This is a genomic window from Frigidibacter sp. (assembly GCF_030695035.1).
Lineage (GTDB): Bacteria > Pseudomonadota > Alphaproteobacteria > Rhodobacterales > Rhodobacteraceae > Frigidibacter.
Genome location: NZ_JAUYTT010000012.1, coordinates 413,335 through 439,463, shown reverse-complemented (window position 1 = coordinate 439,463; position 26,129 = coordinate 413,335). Strand labels below are relative to the sequence as shown.

The following is a 26,129-nucleotide window of genomic DNA, read 5'->3' as shown; positions in this document are numbered from 1 at the left end:
GGTCTCCTCAGGCAGCATGGCGAAGGGGGCGGTTGGCCCAGAGGCTTTGCGCCAGCGCCCGCGCGTCGTCGGGATCCTCCGCCCGGCCAAGGGTCATCAGCGCCAGCGCGGCGGTGCCGGTGACGGTGGCGGTGGCCAGCGGGTCGGTGAGGCTGCCAGCCCAGAGGGCGGTCAGCGCCTCGGGGTGGGTGGCGGTGCCCGGCAGGCCGCCCGGGATCGCGGGCGCGGTGGTTTCCTCGGGATGCCCGCCCGACAGCTGGAACAGCAGCGTGTCCTTGGCCGGGTTCCGCTCGAACTCGCCGCCGCCGCCCTTGATGATGCAGGCCCGCGGCTGGCCCATCAGCGCCGAGGCGGCTTGCTGCAGCTGCCGGTAGGGCGGGTGGAACACGCCCTGCACCGCGGCGGGGGCAAGGGCGGGGTTCAGCACCCGCAGCACGGTGTTGATGCAGGAGCGCAGGCCCAGAACGTCGCGCAAGCGCAGCAGGTGCATCGCCTCGGGGCTGAAAGCTTCCAGCGGCAGGTAGGCGATGCCGTCACGGTCAAGCAGGGCGGCGAGGGTACTGCCGTCGGCCTGCGCGATCCCGGCAAAGGGCAGCGCGGCGCGGATGTCGGCGCCATCGGACTGGTGCGAGTTCCAGCCATGCAGCAGCACCCGCGCGCCCACCAGCGCCACCAGCCGGGCCGAGAGCAGGAACCACGGCAGCCCGCGGCTGCGCCCGGCAGCGTAGCTCGGCCAGTCGAGATCGACTGCGGGCAGGGGCGACAAGGTTGCGCGCAGGGCGGTCGCAAAGCCCGCGACCTCCTCGGGCACCTCGCCGCGATAGCGCATCAGCATCAGGAGGGCGCCAATGGCCTCTGGCGATGCCTGACCGGACAGGATGATTTGCATCGCCGCAGTCGCCTCCTCACGCGTGAGGTTGCGGGAACGGCCGGGGCCGCGGCCAAGGATGCGCACGAAGGGGGCGAGGTCGGTGGGGGAGAGGGCGTTCATTCCGCAGCCTCCAGCCGGGGCATCCGGGCGAGCAGGGCGGCGAGTTCCGGCTTGCACGACCCGCAGGAGGTGCCAGCCTGAAGGGCGGCGCCGATCGCCTCGACGCTGGTCAGGCGCTGCGCGGCGATGGCGGCGGTGATGGTGTGCAGCCCGACGTTGAGGCAGGCGCAGACGGTGGGGCCGGGATCGGCCTGCCCCGCGCCGGGGCGGCCGGCCAGCAGGCCGGGATTGTCGGCGCCGATCTGCGCCGCGACATGGCCGCGGGCCAGCTGCACCGGCTCTGCCGCGACGAACAGCGCCGCAAGCACGCGGCCACCCGCCATGAAGGCCAGCCGCGCGCCGCCGCGGCGGGCGTCGAGCACGCTGAGGCACTCGGCACCCGGCAGGCCGAACAGGGCGCGGGCATAGGCTTCCCAATCCGCCGGGGCTTCCAGCCCGGCCAGCTCGGTGCGGTGGCCTGCGGCGTGGCGGGCAGTGGCCCAGTAATCGGCCTGCAGCAGGGCTGGGGCGTTGGCAGAGACGGCGAAGCCGTACCAGGCGGCGCCAAACGGCTGGAGGGCGGCCACGGCAGCCTTGCTTTCGGGCTGGCCCGAGACGGGATCGGTCACGCCGGCAATCAGTGCGTCGATACGGCCCGAGGCGGCGGTCTCTCCCGTCCAGTGCATCGGCGCGAAGACCTGCCCGCGCTGTACGGCATCGGTGATCGACACGCGCAGGATGGCGCTGCCCTCAGGGCTCGTCACCCGGGCCAGCGTGGCGGGGGCGAGGCCGAGCTCGCTTGCGTCCTGGGGGTGAACCTCCACGAAGGGTTCGGCGATGTGCTGGCTGAGGCGGGGCGACAGCGCGGTGCGGGTCATGGTGTGCCACTGGTCGCGGATGCGGCCGGTGTTCAGGCGGAAGGGATAGCGCTTGCCGGTGCGCGCTTCGGGCAGGCGGGGGGTGATCGGCAGCATCCGGGCGCGGGCGTCGGGGGTGTAGAACTGCCCGTCGCCGAAGAAGCGCCCGCCTTGCCGGGTGGTACTGACCGGCCAGCGGGTGGGGGGGAGGGCGTCGTAGTCGGCGTGCTGAAGTCCCGAGATGTCGAAGTCGCGCCCCAAGGCCCCGGCCACGCCCGACAGCGCCGCATACTCTGCGAAGATGGCACCCGCGTCGGGCCAGTCGAACGCCTCGCCCCAGCCCATCCGCGTGGCGACATCCGCGATCATCCGCCAATCGTCGCGCGCCTGTCCGGGGGCGGGCAGCACCTTGCGCTGGCGGCTGATGATCCGGTCGGAATTGGTGACGGTGCCGGATTTCTCGGCCCAGGCGGTCGCGGGTAGGACCACGTCGGCGAGGCGCGTGGTGTCGGTGCGGGTGATGTCGCTGACCACGACGAAGTCGCAGTCCCTGATCGCCTGCGCGACGCGGTCGGCATCGGGCATCGAGACGGCGGGGTTGGTGTGGATGATCCACAGCGCCTTGATCTGGCTGGAGCCTGCGGCGCGGAACAGGTCCACGGCTTTCAGCCCGGGCTTGTCGGCCATGGCGGGGCTGGCCCAGAAGCCTTGCACGGCGGCGCGGTGGGCGGGGCTCTCGATATCCAGATGGCAGGCGAGCATGTTCGCTAGCCCGCCCACCTCGCGCCCGCCCATGGCGTTGGGCTGGCCGGTGACGCTGAACGGGCCCATGCCGGGGCGGCCGATGCGCCCCGAGGCGAGGTGGCAGTTGAGGATGGCGTTGACCTTGTCGGTGCCGCTGCTGGACTGGTTGATGCCTTGCGAATAGACGGTGACGGTTTTTTCGGTGGTGGTGAACCAGTCGAGGAAAGTTTCCAGATCGGGGGCGGGCAGGCCGGTCAGGGCCGGGTCGCTGGCCCGCGCCCCGGCCAGGGCCGCGTCGAAGCCGGTGACGTGATCGGCCACGAAGCGGGCGTCCACCGCGCCGCGATCCGCCAGCGCGACGAGGGCGGCGTTGAACAGGGCGGCGTCGCTGCCCGGCGCAATCGGCAGGTGCAGGTCGGCCAGATCGCAGGTGGCGGTGCGGCGCGGATCGACGACCACGACGCGGGTGCCGCGCGCCTTTTTCGCCGCCGCCAGCCGCTGATAGAGCACCGGGTGGCACCAGGCGAGGTTGCTGCCCACCAGCACCACCAGATCGGCATTGTCGAAATCTTCATAGGTGCCGGGCACGGTATCGCTGCCGAAGGCGCGGCGGTGGCCGGCGACCGAGGAGGCCATGCAGAGCCGCGAATTGGTGTCGATATTGGCCGAGCCGATGAAGCCCTTCATCAGCTTGTTGGCGACATAGTAATCCTCGGTCAGCATCTGGCCCGAGAGGTAGAAGGCGACCGAGTCCGGGCCGTGCTGAGCTATGGCTTGGCTGAAGCGGGCGGCCACAAGCTCCAGCGCGCTCTCCCATGTCGCGGGCTGGCCGCCGATCTGCGGGGTGAGGATGCGGCCCTCCAGCCCCACCGTTTCGGCCAGCGCGGTGCCCTTGGAGCAGAGCCGGCCGAGGTTGGCGGGGTGGGCCGTGTCGCCCTTCACGGTCAGCCCGCCCTTGCCATCGGGCGTCGCCAGCAGGCCGCAGCCGACGCCGCAATAGGGGCAGGTGGTGCGGATCGCGGTCATGCCGCGCGCCCGGCGATCAGGCGGGCGCAGTCGAGCAGGATGCGCCCCTGCCGCACCTCGGCCGGGTAGGTCGCCACCGCGCCGCTGTCGGCCCCCTGCGCGAGGCCGGTTTCCAGCGAGAACACCCAGTTGTGCAGCGGGCAGGTGACGGCGTTGCCATGCACGATGCCCTCGGACAGCGGGCCGCCCTTGTGGGGGCAGCGGTCGTCGATGGCGAAGACCTGATCGGCTGCGGTGCGGAACAGCGCAACGCAGCCGTGGCGGGTTTTGACCACCCGCGCGCCGCGGCGGGGGATGTCCTCGAGCGCGCCGATGTCGAGCCAAGACTGGGTCATTCCGCGGCCTCCCGGGTCAGATCGGCAAGCGGCGCGAAGGCGGCCTGCGCGGCGGGTGTAGCGCGGTCAGCCCAGGGATCGCGCTGGTAGACGGTCTGCGACAGGTCGAACCGCTCGATCAGCCCGGCGCGGATGGCAGGGTCCATCACCTGCTGCTGGACCCAAGGAAGGCCGACCTTGGCGAGCCATTTGTAGGGGCGGTCCAGATATTTGGCATGTTCGCGGTAGAGCTGCACGAAGGCGACGGTCAGGTCGATCGCCTCGGCCTCTGTCGCGACCTTGGCGAGGGGTTCGGTGTGCTTGAGGTCCATCCCCGCCGCGCCGCCGACACCAACCTCGAAACCGGAGTCGACGCAGATGATGCCGACATCCTTGCAGGTGGATTCGGCGCAGTTGCGGGGGCAGCCCGAGACGGCCAGCTTGACCTTGTGCGGGGTCCAGGAGCCCCAGAGCCGCTGTTCCAGCTTGATGCCAAGGCCGGTGGAATCCTGCGTGCCGAAGCGGCAGAAATCGGTACCAACGCAGGTTTTGACGGTGCGCAGCCCCTTGGAATAGGCGTGGCCCGACACCAGCCCGGCCGCGTTCAGGTCGGCCCAGATATGGGGCAGGTGTTCCTTCTTCACCCCCAAGAGGTCGATGCGCTGGCCGCCGGTGACTTTCACCGCCGGGATGGCGTATTTGTCGGCGGCATCGGCGATGGCCCGCAATTCCCGCGGGTTGGTCATGCCGCCCCACATCCGCGGGACCACGGAATAGGTGCCGTCCTTCTGGATATTGGCGTGGTTGCGTTCGTTGACGAAGCGACTTTGCGCGTCATCCGTGTAGTCCAGCGGCCAGTCGGCCAGCAGGTAGTAGTTCAGCGCCGGGCGGCAGACATGGCAGCCGCAGGAGGTTTTCCAGCCAAGCTCCTGCATCACCGCAGGCATGGATTTCAAGGCCTGCGACTTGATGAGCCGCCGCACATCCTCATGCGTCAGGTCGGTGCAGCGGCAGACCGGCTGCGCGGTGGGCAGCTTGAAGTCATCGCCAAGCGTCACCGCCAGCAGCTGTTCGACCAGCCCGGTGCAGGTGCCGCAAGAGGCGCTGGCCTTGGTGGTGGCGCGGATATCGGCGAGCGAGGAGGCGCCTGCGCCGATGGCCGCGGTGATGGTGCCTTTGCAGATGCCGTTGCAGCCACAGATCTCCGCCTCAGGCGGCAAGGCTGCAACGGCTGCCAGAGGGTCCGTCTGGGCACCCCCCTGATAGGCGGGGCCGAAGATCAGGGTGTCGCGCATCGCGGTGATGTCGGCGGCCTCCTTGATCAGCCCGAAGAACCACGCGCCATCGGCGGTGTCGCCATACATCACCGCGCCGATCAGGCGCGCGCCCTCGATCACCAGCCGCTTGTAGATGCCGCGGGCCGGGTCGCGGAACACGATATCCTCGCGCCCCTCGGCCTCGGCAAAGTCGCCGGCGCTGAACAGGTCGACGCCGGTGACCTTCAGCTTGGTCGCGGTCTGAACCGGGCGGAAGGCGGCGTGGGTTCCGGCCAGCGTGGCGGCCACCACCTTGGCCTGATCGTAGAGCGGGGCGACGAGGCCGAAAAGCTGGCCGTCATGCTCGACGCATTCGCCAAGCGCGAGGATGTCGGGGTCCGAGGTGCAAAGCTGGTCGTTCACGGTGATGCCGCGGCCGACTTCCAGCGCCGCCGAGTTGGCAAGCCGGGTTTCGGGGCGGATGCCGACAGCCATGCAGACGAGGTCGGCCGCGTAGACGGTGCCGTCTTCCAACAGCACGGCTTCCACCCGGTTCGTGCCGAGGATGGCCTTGGTCGCGCCCTTGCAATGGATGCGCAGGCCGCGCTTTTCCAGATCCTTTTGCAGCAGGTAGCCTGCCGCCGGGTCGAGCTGGCGTTCCATCAGGTGGCCCATCAGGTGGATCACCGTCACCTCCATCCCGCGCGCGGCGAGCCCCGCCGCAGCCTCCAGCCCCAGCAGCCCGCCGCCGATGACCACCGCCTTGCCGCCGGGCTTCGCCGAGGCTTCGATCATGGCGTTGGTGTCATCAAGGTCGCGGTAGCTGACGACGCCGGGCAGTTTGTGCCCCGGCACCGGGATGATGAAAGGGGCGGAGCCGGTGGCGATCAGCAGCTTGTCGTAGGCCACGGTGCCATTCGCGCAGGTGACAGTCCGGGCTGCGCGGTCGATGGCGGTGATCGCCTCACCAAAGCGGCAGGTGATGCCCTGCGCAGCATACCAGGCGTCATCATGGGTGACGATTTCGGCATAGCTCTTCTCGCCCGACAGCACCGGGGACAGCATGATGCGGTTGTAATTGCCGCGGGGTTCGGCGTTGAACAGGGTCACGTCCCAGCCGCCCGGGTCCGCGGCCAGCAGATGTTCCAGCGCGCGGCCAGAGGCCATGCCCGCGCCGATGACGACAAGTCTGCGTTTCATCAGGCAGCGTCCTTCTTCTTCTGGTGGCCGTGCTCGTAATCCTCGAGGAATTGCAAAACCTCGGCGCGGTAGGCGTAATAGTCGGGGTGTTCCAGCAGGGCCTTGCGGGTGCGGGGGCGCGGAAGGTTCACCTCGGTGATCTTGCCGATGGTGGCGCGGGGTCCGTTGGTCATCATCACCACGCGGTCGGCGAGCAGGATTGCTTCGTCGACATCGTGCGTCACGCAGACGGCGGTGACCTTGGTGCGGGACCAGACCTCCATCAGCACCTCTTGCAGCTCCCACCTTGTCAGGCTGTCGAGCATTCCGAAGGGCTCATCCAGCAGCAGGAGTTTGGGCGAGAGGGCGAAGGCGCGGGCGATGCCGACGCGCTGGCGCATGCCGTTGGACATTTCGCTGGCCTGCCGGTCCATCGCGTCGCCAAGGCCGACACGTTCGAGGTAGTATTCCACCACCTCCTGCCGTTCGGCCCGGCTGGCGGTGGGGTAGACGCGGTCGACGCCGATGGCGACGTTTTCCTTGGCGGTGAGCCAGGGGAAGAGGCTGGGGGACTGGAAGACCACGGCGCGTTCGGGGTTGGCGCCCATCACCTCACGCCCATCAAGCTTGATGGCGCCGCTGGAGATGTCGTTGAGGCCGGCGGCCATGGTGAGGACAGTGGACTTGCCGCAGCCGGAATGGCCGATCAGGCTGACAAACTCGCCTTTCCGCAGCTTCAGGTCGAACTTGTCCACGACGGTCAGCGGGCCCTGCGGGGTGGGGTAGACCTTGGAGAGCTGCGAGAACTCCAGGTACTTGTCCGAGGCCGGGCTTTTCGCGGCCTGCGCATAGGCGCGCGGCGTGCCGTGGATTGGCGTGACCTGCGGCAGCAGGCGGGTTTCGGCGACCTTGCCGGAAATTCCGGCATCCATCAGGTACTTCGTCACCTCGGCCCGCAGCGCCTTGAAGGTGGCGTCATGGTTCATTGCGGTGCGCGAGCGGGGGCGGGGGATCGCCACCTTGAAGGCCGGGCCAAGGGTGCCATCGGGGTTCAGCGGCACGATGCGGTCGGCCAGCAGCAGGGCTTCGTCCACGTCATTGGTGATGAGCACGACCGTCTTCTGGTCGGCCTGCCAGATCTGCGTGATCTCATCTTGCAGGTTTGCGCGGGTCAGCGCGTCGAGCGCCGAGAGCGGTTCATCCATCAGCAGCACGGCGGGGTTCATCGCCAGCGCCCGGGCGACGGACACGCGCTGGCGCATTCCGCCCGACAGCTCGGCCGGGCGGCGGGCCTTGGCATGGCCGAGGCCGACCATGGTGATGAACTTGTCCACGATGGCCGCGCGCTCTGCCCGGCTGGCCTTCTTGTGGACCGCGTCCACTGCCAGCGCGACGTTGCCCGCCACCGTCAGCCAGGGCATCAGCGAGTAGGACTGGAACACCAGCCCCCGCTCTGGCCCCGGGCCGGTGATGGGGGCGCCCTTGAACAGCACCTCGCCGCTGTCGGGCGTGGTCAGCCCGGCCATCAGGTTGATCAGCGTGGTCTTGCCGGTGCCCGAAAAGCCGAGGATCGCCAGGAACTCGCCTTCGACCACGTCGAGGGTGATGTCCTTCAACACCTCCACCCGGTCCAGCCCCGAGCCGAAGCCCTTGCCGGCGCTCTTGAATGTCAGGATGCCCATGCTGTTACCGGTTGTTCGAGAAGGTGAAGAGCGATTGCAGCGCGAACATCAGCCGGTCGAGGATGAAGCCGATGATCCCGATGGTGAAGACCGCAACCATGATCCGGGCGAGGCTGCTGGAGGATCCGTTCTGGAACTCGTCCCAGATGAATTTGCCAAGCCCTGGGTTCTGCGCCAGCATTTCTGCCGCGATCAGCACCATCCAGCCCACCCCCAGCGAGAGCCTGAGGCCGGTGAAGATCAGCGGCAGCGCCGAGGGCAGCACCAGCCGGGTGATCTTGGTCCAGGTGTTCAATTGCAGCACCCGGCTGACCGAGATCAGGTCTCGGTCGATGCTGGCAACGCCAAGCGAGGTGTTGATGAGCGTCGGCCAGAGCGAGCAGAGGGTGACGGTGATCGCTGAGGTCAGGAAGGACTTGGAGAAGACGCCGTCCTGCGTGACGTAGACGGCCGAGACCACCATCGTGACGATCGGCAGCCAGGCCAGCGGCGAGACCGGCTTGAAGATCTGGATCAGCGGGTTCAGCGCGGCATTGGCGGTGGGCGACAGGCCGGCGAGGATCCCCAGCGGCACGGCGATGGCGGTGGCGATCAGGAAGCCGAAGAACACCGTCTGCACCGAGGTCCAGATCTGCGCGTAATAGGTGGGCGAGCCGGTATAGGAGCGTTCGCGCACCCGGTCTGCCTGCCCGGCGGCGACCAGTTCGGCATTACGCTCATCCTGCCGCAGCTGGAACTCGGCGGCCTTGCTGCGTTCGGCGACATGGTCGGCGTGCAGCACCTGTGCCTGCTCCCACACCTGCGCCGGGCCGGGGATGGCACCAAGCGAGGTGACGACGCGGGGGGCAAGCGTTGCCCACAGCATCAGGAACAGCGCGATGGCCAGAAGCGGCACCCCCAGCAGGCGCCAGATATGTTTCATCTGCGCGGCCGGGTTGTCGCCGGCCAAAGCGCGCAGCAGCGGGGTGACGAAGGACAGGCCGAGGACCTGAAACCAGCCGTCGAGCTTGTTGATCCGGGTGAACAGCCGGGCGCGGCGGGCGGCGCGGTCTGCAAATTGGGCGGGGTCGAGGGCGCTCATGTCATGTCTCTCCTGATGGCAGGGTTACCCCTGCACCTCGTTGCCGATGACGCGCTGATCGCCCTTCAGGCCGATGGGCAGGCTGTCGATATAGGCGTTGGGGCTGCGGCCATCGAAGGGCAGGGCGTCGATGGCGCGGGAGGGTTCGGTGCGGTAGCCGTCGCTGCCGAAGGGGAAGGCCTCGGCCGGGGCGAGCCCGTCATCGACCAGCGATTGCGCGGCGTCGAGGTAGATGTCGGACAGGAAGACGCTCTGTGCGGTTTCGGTGTACCAGGCATCGGGCTGCGCTTCGGGGATCTGGCCCCAGCGGCGCATCTGGGTCAGGTACCAGACGGCATCGGAGGTGAACGGGTAGTTCGCCTGATAGCGGAAGAAGACGTTGAAATCGGGCACCGGGCGGACATCGCCCTTTTCATATTCGAAGGTGCCGGTCATCGAATTGGCCAGCACCACCGGATCGGCGCCGACATAGTTGGGGCTGCTGATGATCTGCACCGCTTCCATGCGGTTGGCGTTGTCATTCTCGTCCAGCCACATCCCGGCGCGGATCAGGGCGCGGGTCAGGGCCTTGACCGTGTTCGGGTTCGCTTCCACGAAGTCGGCGCGCAGGCCGAGCACCTTTTCGGCGCGCATCGGGAAGATGTCGAGGTCGGTCGCGACCGGAACGCCGATGCCCATGGCCACGGCCTGCTGGTTCCACGGCTCACCCACGGTATAGCCCGAGATAGTGCCGGCCTCGAGCGTGGCGGGCATCTGCGGGGGCGGGGTGACCGAGAGCAGCACCTCACCGCCGATCTGGCCGGCGGAGTTGTCGGGGCTGTAATAGCCGGGATGAATGCCGCCCGCCGCCAGCCAGTAGCGCTGTTCGAAGTTGTGGGTGGAGACCGGGAAGACCATGCCGAGGTTGAACGGGCGGCTCTGCGCGGCAAAGGCGTCCAGCGCCGGGCGCAGAGCTTCGGCGGAGATGGGGTGGACGGGCTTGCCGGTCGCATCGGACGGGATCGCGGGGCGCATCAGCGCCCACACCTCGTTCGACACGGTGGTGGCATTGCCGTTCAGGTCGAACACGAAGGGCGTGACGATATGGGCCTGGGTGCCAAAGCCGATGGTGGCGGCCAGCGGTTGGCCGGCCAGCATATGGGCGCCGTGCAGGTTGCCGTCGATGACGCCGTCGAGCAGGACCTTCCAGTTTGCCTGCGCCTCGAGCGTGACATAGAGGCCCTCATCCTCGAAATAGCCCTTCTCATAGGCGATGGCCAAAGGGGCCATGTCGGTCAGCTTGATGAAGCCGAGCGTCAGGTCTTCGATTTCAGGCAGGGTATCGGCGGCCGATTGCGAGGCAATGGCGCTGAAAAGGGCCGTGAAGGCAAGCTTGCGGATCATGGGTCATGTCCTCTGGCTGGGCCCCGCCGGGGGATGGGCTGGGGCGAAAAACAAAAAAGCCGCCGACCAGTCGCTGCGGATTGCGCAGAACGGGTCAGGCGGCTGTGCCTGTGTTCCCACCATCGGGAACCGGATTGTCTGGAAGTCACGCCATTGCAACTTCGCTGTTACAAGTAACCGTTGTCTCGGCGGTCAGGTCAAACGGCAGGGCAGGGCGGCGGGCTGTTTTTCTGCTGTGCTGCAAAAATGAGCGCGCTTTCGCGTCAGTGTGGGGCCAGCAGATCAAATACGCGACTGTCGAAGAACGCATCGGGCGACAGAATCATCTGCCCCTGTTCTGACGCCACCGCAGTCGCGTGGTGCAGGCTGCCCTCCAGCTTTTCCGACGCACCCGGCAGATCGGCGCCGGCAGAGCGCAGGTTGCGCCGGTAAAGATCGGTGCGGCAGATGGAAGAGGCGGCGGCAATGCTGGCGGCGCGGTCGAGGTTGAAGCGGTCCGCCATCTGCGCCGCGAACCACGCCGCCTGTGACCGCCAGGGGAAGCTTGCCGCGCCTTCGAAGAAGCGGATCATGTCCGGCACGCGCCGCAGATCGCCGGCGGGCGAGATCACCATATTGCCCGACAGCGCCCGTTCCAGCACCTCGACCGGGGCATTCACATAGTCGGGCCGCGCCAGGATATCCGCCGCCACGCCGCGATTGCCGCTCTGGTGCAGCCAGCGCGCCGCGCGCCAGACCGCCCGCATCAGCCGCCCGGTCAGGGCCGGGTTCGCCTCGGACCAGTCATGGCGCACGGCCAGCACCTTTTCCGGCGCCACCGCCCAGATCGCGCGGCTGGGCAGCACCAGCGTGCCGACGCCGGCATCGACGGCGACCGACCCCCAGGGCTCGCCCACGCAGAACGCGTCGATCTCGCCCCGCGCCAGCGCCTCGACCATCTGCGGCGGCGGGATGGTGGCCAGTTCATACTCAAGCTCGGCGCCGGTCAGCCAGTAGGAGACCAGTTCGGCATGGGTGGAGAAGGGGAAGGGGATGCCGATGCGCAGCGGGCCCTCGGCAGCGCCGACCAGCGCCGTGCGGGCGGCGCGCGCATCGTGAAAGTCGAAGCCATAGCCCGCGGCGCGCATCCGGGTGGCCAGCCGCTGCGACAGGCCGATGACATCGCCATTCACCGACAGCACCTGCAGGATATCCAGCCGCGTCGCCGCGCCGCCAAGCCCCATCGCCATCGCAATCGGCACCGGAGCCAGCATCTGCGCCGCCTCTACCTGGCCGAAGACCAGCATGTCGCGCAGCATCGACCACGAGGAGGCGCGGATGAGGTCCAGCGCGATCCCTTCCTCGGCGGCAAAGCCCATCTCGCGCGCCACGGCCAGCGGCGCCATGTCAAGGAGCGGCACGAAGCCGACGCGGAGCTGATCGATCATCATGACAGCAGCCCCGCGGCGGTGACCAGCGCCGAGGCGACCTCGGCCACCTTGCGGCCCTGATCCATTGCCGTCTTGCGCAGCAGGGCATAGGCATCATCCTCGGAAATCCCCCGCGCCTTCATCAAGATGCCCTTGGCGCGGTCGATCACCTTGCGCTCTTCCAGCGCGCGGCGGGTGGTTTCGAGTTCGGTGCGCATCCGGCGGAACATCTGGAACCGGGCGATGGCGGCATCCATGACGCCGGCCAGCCGCTCTGGCTGCAGCCCCGCCACCACATAGGCCGACACCCCCGCCTCGATGGCTTGCCGGGTCATGTCACGGTCGGTGCGGTCCACGAAGAAGGCCACCGGACGTTCCAGCGGGTCGGAGGCCAGCGCCATCTCCTCCAGCACATCGCGCGAGGGGTCGGCCATGTCGATCAGCACGATGTCGGGCGCAATCTCGCGCACCCGGCGGGCGAGGGCGGCACTTTCGGCGATGACCGTGATGTCATGGCCCAAGGGAGCCAGGCTCTCGATCACCTGCCGCGCGCGGGCCAGGTCTGGTTCGACGATGACGATGCGGAGTTTCATCGGGTGCGGTGCTGTCCCTGCTGCTGGAAGGACACCGCCAGAATTTGGTCGCAGCGGCCATGTGGAGTGCTGGGGGTCAGGGGTGGATGGCGGTCGCCGGATAGATGAATGACTTCTTTTTGGGCGATGCGCCTGTTTTTGGTGCGGTGCGACGGCGGTTGGGTGGGCAAGTTGGCGGGCTTTATCCTCCGCCTCAGGCGGAGCTGTGCCAAGGGGCGCGGCGGCCGCCCTGCGCCGGGTAGGTCCTTTGCCGATTTTGCATTTGTATTCGCTTTTGCGCTGCGCAACTGTCCGGGCCTGCACGTTCAAGGGGCCGGCCATGCATGTTTCCACAGCTGCACAAGCTGCGCAGAGCCCGCGCGCCTTGGACTCGCTCACGCCGGCCTTGCTCTCATGATGCCCGCTGATCGGCCGCAAGACCCCACCAGCAGCGCGGCTCGTCCCGGGCGTGCGAGCGGGATGCGGCGCTGGTTCGGGCAGGTGAAGGGCGGGCTTCTGCTGTCGGTCACCATCGCCTTCGCGGCCAGCTTCTTGTCCGAGCATTACGGCGCCCCGGCGATGCTGTTCGCGTTGCTGCTGGGGATGGCGTTCAACTTTCTGGCCGTCGATCCGAGGGCCGCGCCGGGGATCACCTTCAGCTCGCAGACCGTGCTGCGACTGGGCGTCGGCCTGCTGGGCCTGCGGCTGACCTTCGGTGACATCACCGATCTGGGGCTGGTCGCCGTGCTGGGGGCGGCCGGGCTGCTGCTGCTGACATTGGCCGCGGGAACGCTGATCGCGCGGCTGTTCGGCCGCTCGCTCGCCTTTGGGCTGCTGACCGGCGGGTCGGTGGCGATCTGCGGCGCTTCGGCCGCGCTGGCGATTGCGGCGGTGCTGCCGCGGCGCCACTTGTCTGAGCAGGACGTGATCTTCACCGTGGTCGGGGTCACGGCGCTCTCGACCCTGGCGATGGTGCTCTACCCCGTGCTCTTCGCGGCGCTGGGCCTGACCGAGGTGCAAAGCGGCTGGCTGATCGGTGCTACGGTGCATGACGTGGCGCAGGTGGTCGGCGCCGGCTATTCGATCGGCGAGGAGGCAGGCGACATTGCCACCTTCACCAAGCTGCTGCGCGTGGCGATGCTGCCGGTGGTGCTGATCGTGGTCAGCCAGGCCTATCGCAGCGAGGCTGGCGGCCCCGTTGGGCTGCCGTGGTTCGTGGTGCTGTTCATGGCGCTGATGCTGCTGCGCAACCTGCTGCCGATGCCGGCGCCGCTGCTGGAGGCGGTCAGCGAGGCCTCGCGCTTCATGCTGCTGACGGCGATTGCGGCGCTTGGGGTCAAAAGCTCGCTCAAAGAAATGTTCGCGGCCGGGATGCAGGGGTTTGCGGTGATCGGGCTGGAGACGCTGGTGCTGCTGGCGATGGCATTGAGCTTCGTCGGGCTGATCTGGGGCTAACAGCGCCGGGGCGAAGGCGTGGTGTGGACCCGCACAAGGGCACCGGCCAGATCAAGGGCCTGCAGGGTCAACGGTTAACGGTTAACGGTTAAAGGTTAACCGTCAAAGGTCAGCATGATGGTCAGGTGACCGGGTGCAGAACCGCTCCCCCCCACAGCCGTTAGAGTGCGCCCCCTTGGGCGCAGTTTTCGCACTGGCGGACAGCGGAAGCGCAGGGGGAGCCTGCGCCGCGATCACGCGGCGAGCGTGTCTCGGCCATGATCGGCCGCAGAGCGCCCGCCCGGCCCGGTCTCGATGGTGAAGCGGCGGATTATCTGCGTCAGGAGTTCGGCCTCGCCGGTCAGGTCGCGGCCGGCGGCGGTTGTCTCCTCCACCATGCCGGCATTTTGCTGGGTGCTCTGGTCCAGACGGCCGACCGCGATGTTGATCTCGGAGATGCCAGTGGATTGCTCGCGGGCCGAGGCGGCAATAGCCGAGACGTTTTCCGAGATGCTGGTGATCGAACCCACGATGAGGTGCAAGGACGCGCCCACCTGGTTCACCAGATCGACACCGCGACCGACATGACGACTGCTGTCCGCGATGAGCGCGCTGATCTCGCGCGCCGCCTCGGAGGATCGCTGCGAGAGGGCACGAACCTCGGAGGCGACGACGGCAAAGCCGCGGCCGGCATCACCGGCGCGGGCCGCCTCGACCCCGGCGTTCAGCGCCAGGAGGTTGGTCTGGAAGGCGATGTCGTCGATGACGGTGATGATCCCCGAAATCCGGCTGGAGGATTGCTTGATCTCGTCCATCGCGGCAATTGCATCCTTGACCACCACGTTGCTGCGCTCGGCGCTCTGGCGGGCCTGCAGCACGGTCTGGTCCGCTTGCCCGGCGCCCTGCGCTGCCGATCCGACCGCGGCCGTCAACTCGGTCAGCGCCGCGGCAGACTGTTCCAGCGTCGCGGCGCTTTGTTCGGTGCGGCGCGAGAGGTCCTCGGCCGCCGCGGCAATACTGCCCGACCCGGCATGGATCGACAGGGCGCTGTCGCGGATATCGCCGATGGCGGTGGCCAGCGAGGCGACGGCCGCGTTGAAATCGACCCGCAGCTGTTCATACCCGTCCTCGAAGCGCTGCTCGATCTGCACCCGCAGGTCCCCGTCGGCGAGGCGGCGGAGCCCGTCTGCCAGGGCGTTGACGACGCGGTCCTGGGCGGCAGCGCTGATCTGGCGCTCGCGTTCGACGGCGTCGCGCATCGCGTCGCGCTGTGCCGCGTTGGCGGCCTCGCGGGCCCGGTCCAGCCGCTCCTGCTCTGCCCGGCGCTCGCGCTCCTGGGTTTCACGCAGGCGTTCCGCTGCGGCGGTCTGGCGGTCCTGCGCCTCACGCTCGGTGCGCGCGCGGGCCTCTTCGCCCTCCAGCCTGCGCTGTTCGATGATGCCATCGCGGAACACGGCCAGGGCCCGCACCATCTGGCCGATTTCCCCGGAATGCCGGCGCATCCCGTCAAGTGCTGCGAGGTCGCCGCCGGACAAGCGGGCCGTTGCCCCCGTCACGGCAAGCAGCGGCTTCACGATCATCCAGGTGACCATCGCGCCGGCCAGCGCCAGGATGGCGAGGCTGGCAAGGGCCAGGGCCTGCATCCAGACGGTCGCCTGGGCGGCGTCTGCCTCGATCTCTCGGCTGTCGCCGGCGATCTGCAGCAGCCTTGCGTCCGCGTCTCGGGCGGTAAAGGCTTGGATTTCGCCAACGCGCCGGGTGGCCTCTGCCGCGAGTTCTTGCGCGGCGCTTTGGGCGGCCAGCATCTCGCGGCGCTGGTTGACGATGCCGCTCACCGGGTTGACGAACCCGGCCAGAGCCTCCAACTCGCCCAGTTCCGGCAAGGTCGCCTGCACGTCGCCGGAGTGGGACAGGCGTGCGATGGTTGCCGCCGCGCTTTCCAGCCGGCCCTGCACGATGGCGAGTTCGGCATCATCCTCCGCCTGACCGGCTTCAAGGGCACTGGCGTAGAAGCCCTTCACCGCGAGGTTGAGGTCATCGGCAGCGCGGATCCAGAAGATCGCCTCCTGCACATCCGAGGTTTCGGGGGGGGTCCGGATGGCACGATTGCCCCCAGGGTCGAGGGCTGGGCGCGGTCAGCGGCCTCGATCTCGGCGGCGATTGCCGCGTCGAAGAAGGCATTGTCGGCCTGTTCGGTGAGGGTGATCCCGGTGGCATAGAACAGCGCCTCCACCTCGGCCTTCACGCGCTCAATCGCGGCTTTGCTGACAAATTCCCGCAAGCGGGCCGCCTGCAGCTTCTTGAGCGCGGTGCCCATTGCCCCCGTATGGGGCTCCAACGCCGCGACGGTGTCCTCGGGCAGCTTTTCCATCAACGCCGTCAGCGCCTCGGTGCTGGCATTGGCCCCTTGTGCAGCCTGGTCCAGCGCGGTGGCATCGGGCGCTTGCAGCATACCCACCAGCGCGTCATTCAGCCTCGACGCGATGGCGATCACCTCGGTGCGCGTCTTCAGGGCCGGGATCTGCTCCTCGGCAAGGTAGGTCATGTCCTTGGCGACCGAGCTGAACACCACAAAGCCCACAGCGACGGCGGTTGCGGCCAATCCAGCCAAGGTCACCACGATCACCGCGATCTTGGTGGCGATACTGCCAAGGATCTTGCCCAATATGCTGTGCATCGTTGCGTCCTGCTGGTTGTGTTGGGTTGGGTCTGCGGCAGGGGTTTTCAGCCGCCAGCCATCGGCACGATGGCGCCGTCGGGGTCGATCTCCGTCAGGAACACCTTGTCGAGCCCCTGATTGTCGGTCGGCGAGAAATTGAGCGTCAGCCCGTCGATATCCACCTCGCGCAACCCGCGCAGCGCCTCCAGATAGCGCTCGCGGGTCAGGGCGGGACCGGCGGCTTGCAGGGCGGCAATGGCAAGGCGGCCAGTCAGATACCCCTCGAAGTTGATGAAACCGGGCTGCAGTGCCGGATCCTGCGCAGCGAGCGCGGTGCGGAACACCGCAGCCACCGGCATCGCAGGATCGTGGGGAGAGGGGACGATCTGCGACATGACCATTCCTGCCCCGTCAGAGCCGAGTTCGGCCGCAATCTCCTCTGCGCCGAACGAGATGCTGATATAGCTGGGCGTGAACTCGAGGCTCTGGGCCGACAGGACGAATTCGGTGATCGGACCGGCCACCGCAACCAGGGCCACGGCTTCGGGCTTGGACCGGCGGATGTCGATCAGCGCGGCTTTCACCGCGACCGTGTTGCGCATGTAGGTGCCTTCTGCCACCGGGGTCAGGCCGCGCCGCTGCAGCGCTGCGATCAGGCCGGACTGGCCCGCACGCCCGAAGCTGTCATCCTGGTAGAGGATGGCGATGCGCTTCATCCCGCGCGTATCGACCAGAAACTTGGCCCATTCTTCGGCCTCGGCCGCATAGCTAGCCCGCAGGTTGAAGACATTGCCAAGTTCCGCGTCGCGCAGGAAGGCCGCGCCGGTGAAGGGGCCGATCACCGGTAGCCCGGCCGCGCTGGTCAAAGGGTGCATCGCCGCCATCGTCGGTGTGCCGGTCGCGCCGATCAGGGCGATATGGGCATCCTCGCGCAGCACATCGCGCAGGACCGGGACAGAGCGGGCCGGATCGTAGCCGTCATCCCGCGTGTCGAGCCGCAGCATCCGCCCGTGGACGCCGCCGTTGCGATTGGCTTCGGCAAAGGCAGCCTCGATCCCGTCGCGCATTCCCGTGCCAAGGCTGGCGGTCGGACCGGTGACCGCCGCGATCTGCGCGAAGCGCACCTCGCTGGCCGTGATGCCCTGATCTGCCATCGCGGGCGGCGCGCCGAGACATCCCAGCAAGATCGCGGCGGTTCGGGCCAGCAGGGACAGCGCTGCGGTGCGGACAGACATCAGGAGACTCCTCGTTCGGTGTGCCGGCACGCTAGCCTGCGAGGGTTTAAGAATCCGTGAGGCCGAGAGGGAGGATTGCACCTGCGGGAGCATTGCGTGGGGCCTTCAGAAATAACTTCGCACCAGCGCGCCCGAGATCAGCGCCCAGCCATCCGCCACTACGAAAAACGCCAGCTTGAAAGGCATCGACACGATGGCGGGGGGCACCATCATCATGCCCATCGACATCAGTACCGCCGAGACGACGAGGTCGATGATCAAGAAGGGCAGGTAGATCAGGAAGCCGATCTCGAAGGCGCGCTGAATTTCCGACAGCAGGAAGGACGGCACCAGCAGCGACAGCGGCGCGGCTGCGGGTTCGGTGCCGGTGCCGGCGGGCGGGCGCAGGGCGGCGAGGGCGGCAAAGGTCTCGCCGTCGATGCGGTTGCCCATGAAGCCGCGGAACGGCGCGATGGCGAGGGTGAAGGCCTGATCCAGCGGCAAGGAGCCGTCCATTGCCGGCTGCACGCCGGCCGCCCAAGCCTCGGTGAAGACCGGCTCCATGATGAACCAGGTCAGGAACATCGCGAGGCTGACGATGAGCATGTTGGGCGGGGATTGCTGCAGGCCGATGGCTTGCCGCAGGATCGACAGCACCGTCACCAGAAACGGGAAGCAGGTGATCATGATCGCGAGGCCGGGCGCGAGGCTGAGCACAGTGATCAGCGCCAGAAGCTGGATCGAGCGGCCGGTGAGCGAGCCTTCCTCGCCGAGCGACAGGGTCAGTTCCTGCGCGCCGGCAGCGGAGACGCCCAGCAGAAGCGCCGCGACCGAGCCCGCCAGAAGCACCGCATAGGCAAAACGCTGGCCCACCGCTAGAGCCCGTTCTGCAGGTCGGCGACCTCGGTCAGGCGGACGGCCAGCTGGCCGGCCTGATCGCCGTCAAGCTCCGTCAACTCGCCGCGCGCGATAAGCTTGTCGCCGACATAGAGCTCCACCGGATCCTCGACCCGGCGATCAAGCGGCAGCACCGCATCGCGCTTCAGCCGCAGCAGGTCGCGCAGCAGCGGCCGCGCCTTGCCGACCGAGATGGTGATCTCGATGGGGATCTGGGTGAAGGGGCTGGCGCCGGGGGCGGGATCATCCATCGGCTGTGTCCTTTGTATCGGGTTGGAAGAAGGCGCTGATCGCGACCTCGATGGCCTTTACGACACCATCCAGATCGACCTGCCGCTCGGTCTGGCCAAGGCGCAGATAGACCTGCCCCTCGCCGAGCGAGGGCTCTTCGGTGATCCGGAAGGGCGGGGCGGCGCCGCTGGCCAGCATCGCCTCGACCGTGGCACGGCTGGCGGGGTGGAGCAGCACCTCGACCGGGCCCTCGGCCAGGGTTTTGGCCATCGGGCGCAGCGCATCGAGGACGACGGCCCCCAGGGTCTGCCGGGCAATGGCGGGCAGCACCTTTGCGGTCATGTCGAACAAAAGCGGCTCCAGCGCCCCAAGCACATGCGCCCGCGCCTCGTGATAGGTGAAGGACAGCGCCTGAAGGTTGCGCCCCAGGTCGCCGCGCAGCTTGGTGATCTCGGCGTCCTGCGCGGCGACGGCATCGTCCCAGCCCGCGGCATAGCCCTGGTCGAAGGCCGCAAGGCCGGCCTCCGTCTCCGCGGCCAGCGGGTCCGGTTCGGGCTCGGGCGGCTTGCTGGCGAAATCGAACTCCTCAAGCTGCAGGCGCCGGGGCATCAGACCTTCTCCTCATCGGGGGTTTCCATCCAGCTGCGCAGGATCTCGGCGGTTTCCTCCTGCCGCTCTGCGATGAGGCGGCGCAAACGGGCGACGGGATCATCGTCATCGCCGGTGTTGATCTCGGCCATCGGGAATGCGGTTCCAAGCGCCGGCAGCCCGCCCATGTCGCCAAAGCCGGACATCATGGTCAGCCCGGGCGCAAATTCGCCCTCGTCGATCTCGCCGGTCAGCGCCGGCAGGCTGGCGGGTGGCGGCAGCTCGGCCGGCTGGCGCGCCCGCGTGCTGGTCAGGATCGGGCGTAGCACGAACAGGCCGAGCACCAGTGCCACCACGGCCAGCACCAGCACTTGCGCCAGCTGCATCATATCCAGCGGCGGCATCGTGAAGAGCCCGCCCGTCGCCTCGGTTCCGGCATCCGTGGGCGCCTCGAAGGGCAGCGAGCGGAGGGTGAGCGTATCGCCGCGCTCCTCGTCCAGCCCCACGGCCGAGGCAACAAGCTCGCGCAGCAGCGCGATCTCCTCGTCGGGGCGGGGCTGCCAGCTGGTCTCGCCCTCGGTACCCGTCACCTGCACCCCGTCCACCAGCACCGCCACGCTCAACCTGCGGATCGCGCCGGGGCTGCGCAGCACCTCGCGGGTGGTTTCCGACACCTCGAAATTGGTGCGCTCACGGGTCTCGCTCTCCGAGCTTTGCGAACCGCCCCCCGCGCCCCCGTCGCCCTCGGGCAGGTTCGAGGCGACGGTGACCGCGCCAGCCTTGCTGTCCTTGGCGGTATTGCTGCGCTCTTCAGTCTCGGTGGAGATCGCAACGCGGCCCTGCGGGTCAAAGCGCCGCTCGGTGATCGCCTCACGCTCGGTGACCGTCTCGACCGCGACCTCGACCACGGCGCGGCCATAGCCGACGCGCGCCTCCAGCAATCTCTCGACATTTCGCTTGATAGTGGCGGCGCGGTCCTCGCTGCCCTGCGCGGGGGTGCCGTCATCGCCGGCGATGACCGTGCCGCTGTCGGCGTCGATCACCGACACATCCTCGGGCGTCATCCCGGCAACGGCCGAGGCGACGAGGAATTTCAGCGCCTTGGCATGGGTAGGGGCCAGGGCCCCGGTGCCGGTGGTGACGGCGATGGAGGCACTGGGCCGGCGATCCTGCCGGAAGGGCTGGCCGGTCGGCACCGCCAGATGGACGCGCGCAGAGCGGATCTGCGGGGAGGCGACGATGGTGCGGGCCAGTTCGCCCTCTTTCGCGCGCCAATAGGCGGCATCGAACATCTGGGCGGTGGTGCCGAAACCCGACAGCGAATCAAGGAGTTCGTAGCCAGCGCCACCCGTGGCCGGCAGCCCCTCGCCGGCCAGCGCCATGCGCAGCGAATCGCGCTCCGCCGCAGCGACATAGATGGCATCGCCGCGCACCTCATAGGGAACCGCGCGGGCATCGAGCGCGGCGATCACCTCGGCGGCGCCGCGCCCCTCCAGCCCGGCATAAAGCAGCGCCATCGAGGGCCGCCCCCCGGCCAGCCCCGACAGCATCAGTACGGCGACAAACATCGCCACCGTCGCCCCTGCAACCACCAAGCGCCGCGAGGTCTCAAGGGACTGCCACAGGGCAACCAGCTGCTGCAAGACTCACCTCCTTGGCCGGGCTTCTGCCCTGTCGTCGTGGCGGATCTTGCGTTGGTGCGACTTAACAATCGGTTAGTGACCTTCAGGCTAGATGGGCGGCATCGGATGATCCGGGGACCGCCATGTCAGAACCGCTGGCTGAAGACCAACCACCTGCCCGCAAGTCGAAGCTGCCGCTGCTGATCGGGCTGGTGCTCGCGATGCTGCTGGGGGGCGGCGGGTTCTATGCCGTCTATTCCGGCGTGCTGTTCGGCCCCGGCATAGAGCATACGGAAGAGTCTAAGATCGCGCCCTTGCCCGACATCGCCTTCGTGCCGATTGCCCCGATGGTGATCTCGCTTGGGAAGGGCGGCAGCGCCCGGCACTTGCGCTTCACTGCGCAGGTCGAGGTCACGAAATCCCATGAAAAAGAGGTCACCCTGCTGATGCCGCGGATTCTCGACGTGCTGAACGGCTATCTGCGGGCGGTCGATGTGCGCGATCTTGAGGATCCGACGGCGCTGATCCGGTTGCGCGCGCAGATGCTGCGCCGGGTGCAGATCGTCGCGGGTGAGGGGCGGGTGCGCGACTTCCTCGTCACCGAATTCGTGCTGAACTGAGGGGGACGCGGATGGAGCTTATCGCCGATATCCTGCTGGGCGCCGGCGCGCTGGGGGCTGCGACCTATTGCCTTGTGCTCTCGCGCCGGCTGGCGGCCTTTACCCGGCTGGAAAGCGGCATGGGCGGGGCCATCGCGGTGCTGTCGGCGCAGGTCGATGACATGACCCGCGCGCTCGACCGAGCGCGGGGGGCCGCAACCTCGTCGGCCGAGGCGCTGGAGGGGCGGACCCGCCGCGCCGAGCAGGTGGCCGAACGGCTGGAGCTGTTGCTGGCCGCGATGCATGACCTTCCCGAGCCGGGAATGGCGGAGCAGAACCCCCGCCGCACGCGGGTGGTGCGGCGGCGCGCCCGCCCGGAACGACTCGAGGCCGCGGAATGACCCGGCCTGCGCGCGAAACCCCTGCCCGGCTGCGGCGGCGGCAGGGCAGGGGCGCCTTGGTGGTGATCGTCGCTCTGTTTGCCGGATCGGGGTTGATCCGGCTGGGCGAGGGCGCCATCGCCGTCGCGCGCACCGCCGAGGCAGAGGCTGTGCCCGAGCCGCAAAGCTGCGCGCCGCCCGCCGATCTTGCCACCGTGCTGGCGGCGCTGCGCGAGCGCGAGGCGCGGCTGGTCGCGCGCGAGGCAGAGCTTGACGACCGGGCGCAGGCGATCTCTGTCGCCTCGGCCCAGATCGACCAGAAGATCGCCGATCTGGTGGCCGCCGAGGACAGGCTGGCCGCGACCCTGACTCTCGCCGATGACGCGGCCGAGGATGACGTCGCAAGGCTGACCGCGATGTATGAGGCGATGAAGCCCAAGGATGCGGCGCCGCTGTTCCAGGAGATGGCCCCAGACTTCGCCGCCGGATTCCTGGGCAGGATGCGCCCTGATGCTGCCGGCGCGCTTCTGGCGGCGCTGGAGCCGAAGACCGCCTACACGATCAGCGTGCTTCTGGCGGGCCGCAATGCTGCCGCGCCAAGCCAGTAGCCGCGTGAGGTTTCGTTAACCCCTCTCTGCCACGGTCGGCCCGACCCGCGGGACTCGCCATGAAAGACTTGTCGCCATGAAAGACTCGCCGCCATGATCGGACTCGCCGGCATCGCAATCATCTTCATCATGGTCTTCGGCGGCTACATCGCTGCCGGCGGCAAGATGGGCATCATCCTGCACTCGCTGCCCTATGAAATGGCGATGATCCTCGGCGCCGCCGTCGGTGCCTTCGCGCTTTCCAACGACATGGCGGGCGTCAAGCAGACGGCCCGCGATATCGGCAAGGTGTTCAAGGGCCCGAAATGGAAGCCGCAGGACTACCGCGACCTGCTGTGCCTGCTGTTCGAGCTGATCCGACTGGCGCGGCAGAACCCCGTTGCCATCGAGGAACACATCGAGGCGCCGGGCAATTCGCCGATCTTCAGCAAATACCCGAAGATCCTGACCGACCACGAGGCCATCGATCTGATTTGCGACACGATGCGTTCTGCCTCGATGAACTACGACGACCCGCATCAGGTGGAGGAGGTGCTCGACAAGCGGATGGAGGCGAACCTGCACCATGCGCTGCATTCCAGCCATGCTTTGCAGACAGTTGCGGACGGGTTGCCGGCGCTTGGCATCGTCGCCGCCGTGCTGGGGGTGATCAAGACCATGGCCTCCATCGACCAGCCGCCCGAGGTGCTGGGGAAGATGATCGGCGGCGCGCTGGTCGGCACGTTTCTGGGGGTGTTCCTCGCCTATGGCTTCGTCGGCCCCTTCGCGGGGAAGGTGAAGACGGTGGTCGAGGAGGACGCGCATTTCTACAACCTGATCCGCGAGGTGCTGGTGGCGAACCTGCACCAGCATGCCACCAATATCTGCATCGAGGTCGGGCGGCAGAACACGCCCCACCACATCCGCCCCAGCTTTTCCGAACTGGAAGAGGCGCTGAAGGCGGTGAAGCAGGAGGCGGCATGACCGGCGCATCGTTCGCCCGAATCGTGGCGCTGCTTCTGGTGGTTCTGGCAGCGCCGGCCGCGGCCGAGACATTCCGGCTGCGGTCAGGCGAACATGCCGATTTCTCGCGGCTGGTGCTGGACGATCTGCCGGCTGGCACGTCCTGGTCGCTTGGCCGCGCCGGGACGACGTATGAACTGCGCCTTGCACTTGAAGGTGCCGGATTTGACGCCGGGCAGGTGTACCGGCTGATCCCGAAGACCCGGCTGCTGGGGGTCGAAGATGCCGGAGGTGGCGCTTTGCGCCTGCGCGTCGCGGCCGACCACCACGCCATCGCCTTTGAGACAGCGCGGGGTGCGTTGGTGATCGACATTCGCGCCGGCCCGCCCCCCGCCGGCTCGCGCTTCGAGCAGCCCGTCGATCCACCTCAAGCACCTACCCCAGCCGTGGCGAGTGCCGGATACCGCCCGGTGGTCGAACCCTCGCCGCGGCTCGAGGTGTTCTGGCCCGGCGGGGTGGGCCCTGTGGCTGTGGACCTGGCGCAGGACCCCTCGCCCCCGGCGGCTGCGCCGCCGCTTGCGCCCAGCCTTCCGGATCCGCGGGTGGTACAGGCCGAAGCGGATCTGATGATGCAACTTGGCCGCGCGGCGGCGCAGGGACTGGTCGAGATCGAGGTGCCGGACCCGAGGGAGATGGTGGGGCGCCCGGAGATACTCGCCCCCTGGGCTGATGACGAAGCTCAGGGGGATGCCGGGACGACCGCCGAGGCGGAGACGCAGCTGACGACGGAGCAGCCCTCCCCGCCCGCGGCGACATCGCCGCCCGACCCCTCGGCCCAACCCGATCCGGCGGGCCACTTTGCCATCCATGCCGAAACCAGCATCGACCGAGCGATGGCCGATGAGGCCGAGATCCCCGGCGTGACGTCGGAGGGCGAGGCCTGCCTGCCGGATGCCGCCGTCGATCTGGCCGGCTGGGGCGATACTCGCGCCTTTTCCGAACAGCTGTCCGATGCACAGGCCAGCCTGCTGGGCGAATTCGACCAGCCAGATCCGGCGGCGGTCGAACGGCTGGTCAAGCTCTACCTCTACCACGGCTTCGGCGCGGAGGCTCGGGCGACCGCGGCGGCCTTCGGGCTTGAGGGCGAAAGCGCGGACCTGCTACTGACCCTCGCGCAGATCCTTGATGACGGCCACGCGCGCGGCCCCGGCCCACTTGCCAGAATGGCCGATTGCGACACGGCGGCCGCGCTTTGGGCGGTGATGGCCGAAGCGCGGATCGCGCCGGGCGCCACGGTCAATCATGGGGCAGTGCTGCAGGGATTTTCGGCGCTTCCACTGCATCTGCGCCGCGCGCTCGGGCCCGGTCTGGTCCAGCGGCTCATCGAGGTTGGCGCGCCAGACGCCGCGCGCGCGGTCCGGGACGCAATCTTGCGGGCGGCGGGCGATCATGGCCCCGGGCTGCAGATGATCGATGCGCGGCTGGACCTTGCGCTGGGTAACAGCGCCGCGGCAGAAACCGAGCTTGGCGAGGTGGTCAAGAGTGACGGGCCGCTCGGTCCCGAGGCGCTGATCCTGCTGATCGACAGCCACCTGCGCGAGGGCAGGCCGGTGCCCCCCCCGCTGACCGAGGCCGCCGCGGCGCTGGCCTTCGAGCATCGGGAGGCTGCTCTTGGCCCGGCTTTGGCGCGGGCGCAGGTGCTGGGGCTCGCCTCCGTTGGCGGATTCGCTGCGGCAAGCGAGGAACTGGCGCGTGCTGGTCCGCGGTGGGACCCGGGCGCTCGGCGGGCCGTCGCGCGCGAGCTGGTCGGGATGCTGGCGGACTGGCCCGATGTTTCGGTCTTCCTGGCGCGCTATTTTGCGGACAGGGAGTTGTTCGACCGGGCGGATCCGCCCGTCGATCTGCGGCTGGATGTCGCCCGCCGGCTGCTGGATAACGGCTTTGCGGTCGAGGCGCGACAGGCCCTCGGCCCTGGCCGCATGGTTGCCGAGGGGCGGATGCTGGCCGCCCGCGCAGCTTTGGTGGAGCGTGACGCAAGCCAGGCTCTGGCGCTGCTGGCCGGGATGGTGGGGGCCGAACCCGCCGCTTTGCAGGCCGAGGCGCATAGCCTTGCCGGCGATCACGCAGCCGCGGCCACGGCCTATCGGCGCGCTGGCTTGCCGGACGAGGCGGCGGCAGAGCAATGGCGCGCCGGCGACTGGCAGGCGGTGCGCAGCAGCGGGACCGATCCGCAGCGGGCGGTTCTGGCTCTGGGACCACCGGATGACGTGGCGGGCGCCGCAGTCACCCCCTTGCCAGAGGCCCCGGTCAGCCTTGCTGGGGGACAGGCGCTGTTGGAGGAGAGCCGCTCGGCGCGCGATGCATGGTCTGCTCTGCTGGCGGCGCCCGGCCCCGGGGCACCCGGTCAAATGGCCGGCGCGGCGGCAACGTCCACGGGCCCGGCAACTGACCCCTAGGTGTTCAGTCCCGGCTGACGGTTACC

The 26,129-nt window shown here is 68.5% G+C and carries 22 protein-coding genes; 6 read left to right on the top strand and 16 right to left on the bottom strand.

The window, feature by feature from the left end; all coding sequences use genetic code 11:
* Positions 1-7: 7 nt before the first annotated feature.
* From Q8S30_RS13565 to Q8S30_RS13525, 9 genes are all read right to left on the bottom strand, one after another.
* Positions 8-991 (bottom strand): glycosyl transferase family protein, encoded by a 984-nt coding sequence (locus Q8S30_RS13565; protein ID WP_305666540.1) that lies wholly within the window; start codon positions 989-991, stop codon positions 8-10.
* Complete coding sequence (locus Q8S30_RS13560) at positions 988-3,597, bottom strand: nitrate reductase (protein WP_305666539.1); 2,610 nt, start codon at positions 3,595-3,597, stop codon at positions 988-990. Before Q8S30_RS13560 ends, Q8S30_RS13565 begins: the two co-directional genes overlap by 4 nt.
* Complete coding sequence (gene nirD / locus Q8S30_RS13555) at positions 3,594-3,932, bottom strand: nitrite reductase small subunit NirD (protein ID WP_305666538.1); 339 nt, start codon at positions 3,930-3,932, stop codon at positions 3,594-3,596. Before nirD ends, Q8S30_RS13560 begins: the two co-directional genes overlap by 4 nt.
* Complete coding sequence (nirB, locus tag Q8S30_RS13550) at positions 3,929-6,367, bottom strand: nitrite reductase large subunit NirB (RefSeq protein ID WP_305666537.1); 2,439 nt, start codon at positions 6,365-6,367, stop codon at positions 3,929-3,931. The genes nirD and nirB overlap by 4 nt, the downstream gene beginning before the upstream one ends.
* Positions 6,367-8,028, bottom strand: a complete 1,662-nt coding sequence (locus tag Q8S30_RS13545) for an ABC transporter ATP-binding protein (RefSeq protein ID WP_305666536.1) — start codon at positions 8,026-8,028, stop codon at positions 6,367-6,369. Before Q8S30_RS13545 ends, nirB begins: the two co-directional genes overlap by 1 nt.
* Positions 8,029-8,032: 4 nt before the next feature.
* Entirely contained in the window at positions 8,033-9,109 is a 1,077-nt protein-coding gene (locus Q8S30_RS13540) for an ABC transporter permease (RefSeq protein ID WP_305666535.1), read from the bottom strand.
* 24 nt (positions 9,110-9,133) lie between these two features.
* Positions 9,134-10,492 carry a CmpA/NrtA family ABC transporter substrate-binding protein gene (locus Q8S30_RS13535; RefSeq protein WP_305666534.1) on the bottom strand — a complete coding sequence of 453 codons (1,359 nt, stop codon included), beginning with the start codon at positions 10,490-10,492 and terminating at the stop codon, positions 9,134-9,136.
* Positions 10,493-10,755: 263 nt separating this feature from the next.
* Positions 10,756-11,919, bottom strand: coding sequence for a CmpA/NrtA family ABC transporter substrate-binding protein (locus Q8S30_RS13530; protein WP_371135517.1), 1,164 nt, complete (start codon positions 11,917-11,919; stop codon positions 10,756-10,758).
* Positions 11,919-12,494: an ANTAR domain-containing response regulator gene (locus Q8S30_RS13525; protein WP_305666532.1), complete on the bottom strand. Its 576-nt coding sequence runs from the start codon at positions 12,492-12,494 to the stop codon at positions 11,919-11,921. The genes Q8S30_RS13530 and Q8S30_RS13525 overlap by 1 nt, the downstream gene beginning before the upstream one ends.
* A gap of 396 nt (positions 12,495-12,890) precedes the next feature.
* Between Q8S30_RS13525 and Q8S30_RS13520 the strand changes: the two genes are divergently transcribed.
* Positions 12,891-13,928 carry a YeiH family protein gene (locus tag Q8S30_RS13520; protein WP_305666531.1) on the top strand — a complete coding sequence of 346 codons (1,038 nt, stop codon included), beginning with the start codon at positions 12,891-12,893 and terminating at the stop codon, positions 13,926-13,928.
* 233 nt (positions 13,929-14,161) lie between these two features.
* On the opposite strand, the gene Q8S30_RS13515 is transcribed toward Q8S30_RS13520, so the two are convergent.
* The 7 genes from Q8S30_RS13515 to fliF all read right to left on the bottom strand — a co-directional run bounded on the left by Q8S30_RS13515 (position 14,162) and on the right by fliF (position 21,139).
* Positions 14,162-15,979 carry a methyl-accepting chemotaxis protein gene (locus tag Q8S30_RS13515; protein ID WP_305666530.1) on the bottom strand — a complete coding sequence of 606 codons (1,818 nt, stop codon included), beginning with the start codon at positions 15,977-15,979 and terminating at the stop codon, positions 14,162-14,164.
* The gene (locus Q8S30_RS13510; protein WP_305666529.1) at positions 15,925-16,584 is read right to left on the bottom strand and encodes a hypothetical protein; all 660 of its coding nucleotides are present in this window, start codon (positions 16,582-16,584) and stop codon (positions 15,925-15,927) included. The genes Q8S30_RS13515 and Q8S30_RS13510 overlap by 55 nt, the downstream gene beginning before the upstream one ends.
* A 47-nt stretch (positions 16,585-16,631) precedes the next feature.
* Positions 16,632-17,801, bottom strand: coding sequence for an ABC transporter substrate-binding protein (locus tag Q8S30_RS13505; protein WP_305666528.1), 1,170 nt, complete (start codon positions 17,799-17,801; stop codon positions 16,632-16,634).
* Between the two features lie 105 nt (positions 17,802-17,906).
* A complete protein-coding gene (gene fliP / locus Q8S30_RS13500; RefSeq protein WP_305666527.1) occupies positions 17,907-18,653 on the bottom strand; it encodes a flagellar type III secretion system pore protein FliP in 747 nt (248 codons plus the stop codon).
* 2 nt (positions 18,654-18,655) lie between these two features.
* Positions 18,656-18,928, bottom strand: coding sequence for a FliM/FliN family flagellar motor C-terminal domain-containing protein (locus tag Q8S30_RS13495; protein WP_305666526.1), 273 nt, complete (start codon positions 18,926-18,928; stop codon positions 18,656-18,658).
* Positions 18,921-19,517, bottom strand: coding sequence for a flagellar biosynthesis protein (locus tag Q8S30_RS13490; protein ID WP_305666525.1), 597 nt, complete (start codon positions 19,515-19,517; stop codon positions 18,921-18,923). Before Q8S30_RS13490 ends, Q8S30_RS13495 begins: the two co-directional genes overlap by 8 nt.
* Complete coding sequence (fliF, locus tag Q8S30_RS13485) at positions 19,517-21,139, bottom strand: flagellar basal-body MS-ring/collar protein FliF (RefSeq protein WP_305666524.1); 1,623 nt, start codon at positions 21,137-21,139, stop codon at positions 19,517-19,519. Before fliF ends, Q8S30_RS13490 begins: the two co-directional genes overlap by 1 nt.
* 122 nt (positions 21,140-21,261) lie before the next feature.
* On the opposite strand from fliF, the gene fliL reads away from it, so the two are divergent.
* The 5 genes from fliL (at position 21,262) to Q8S30_RS13460 (ending at position 26,103) form a co-directional block, all read left to right on the top strand.
* Positions 21,262-21,738 (top strand): flagellar basal body-associated protein FliL, encoded by a 477-nt coding sequence (gene fliL, locus Q8S30_RS13480; RefSeq protein WP_305666523.1) that lies wholly within the window; start codon positions 21,262-21,264, stop codon positions 21,736-21,738.
* 11 nt (positions 21,739-21,749) lie between these two features.
* The gene (locus tag Q8S30_RS13475) at positions 21,750-22,118 is read left to right on the top strand and encodes a DUF6468 domain-containing protein (protein WP_305666522.1); all 369 of its coding nucleotides are present in this window, start codon (positions 21,750-21,752) and stop codon (positions 22,116-22,118) included.
* Positions 22,115-22,705 carry a MotE family protein gene (locus Q8S30_RS13470; RefSeq protein ID WP_305666521.1) on the top strand — a complete coding sequence of 197 codons (591 nt, stop codon included), beginning with the start codon at positions 22,115-22,117 and terminating at the stop codon, positions 22,703-22,705. Before Q8S30_RS13475 ends, Q8S30_RS13470 begins: the two co-directional genes overlap by 4 nt.
* 93 nt (positions 22,706-22,798) lie before the next feature.
* Positions 22,799-23,668, top strand: coding sequence for a flagellar motor stator protein MotA (motA, locus tag Q8S30_RS13465; protein WP_305666520.1), 870 nt, complete (start codon positions 22,799-22,801; stop codon positions 23,666-23,668).
* Positions 23,665-26,103 (top strand): hypothetical protein, encoded by a 2,439-nt coding sequence (locus tag Q8S30_RS13460; RefSeq protein ID WP_305666519.1) that lies wholly within the window; start codon positions 23,665-23,667, stop codon positions 26,101-26,103. The genes motA and Q8S30_RS13460 overlap by 4 nt, the downstream gene beginning before the upstream one ends.
* The last annotated feature ends 26 nt before the right edge of the window (positions 26,104-26,129 follow it).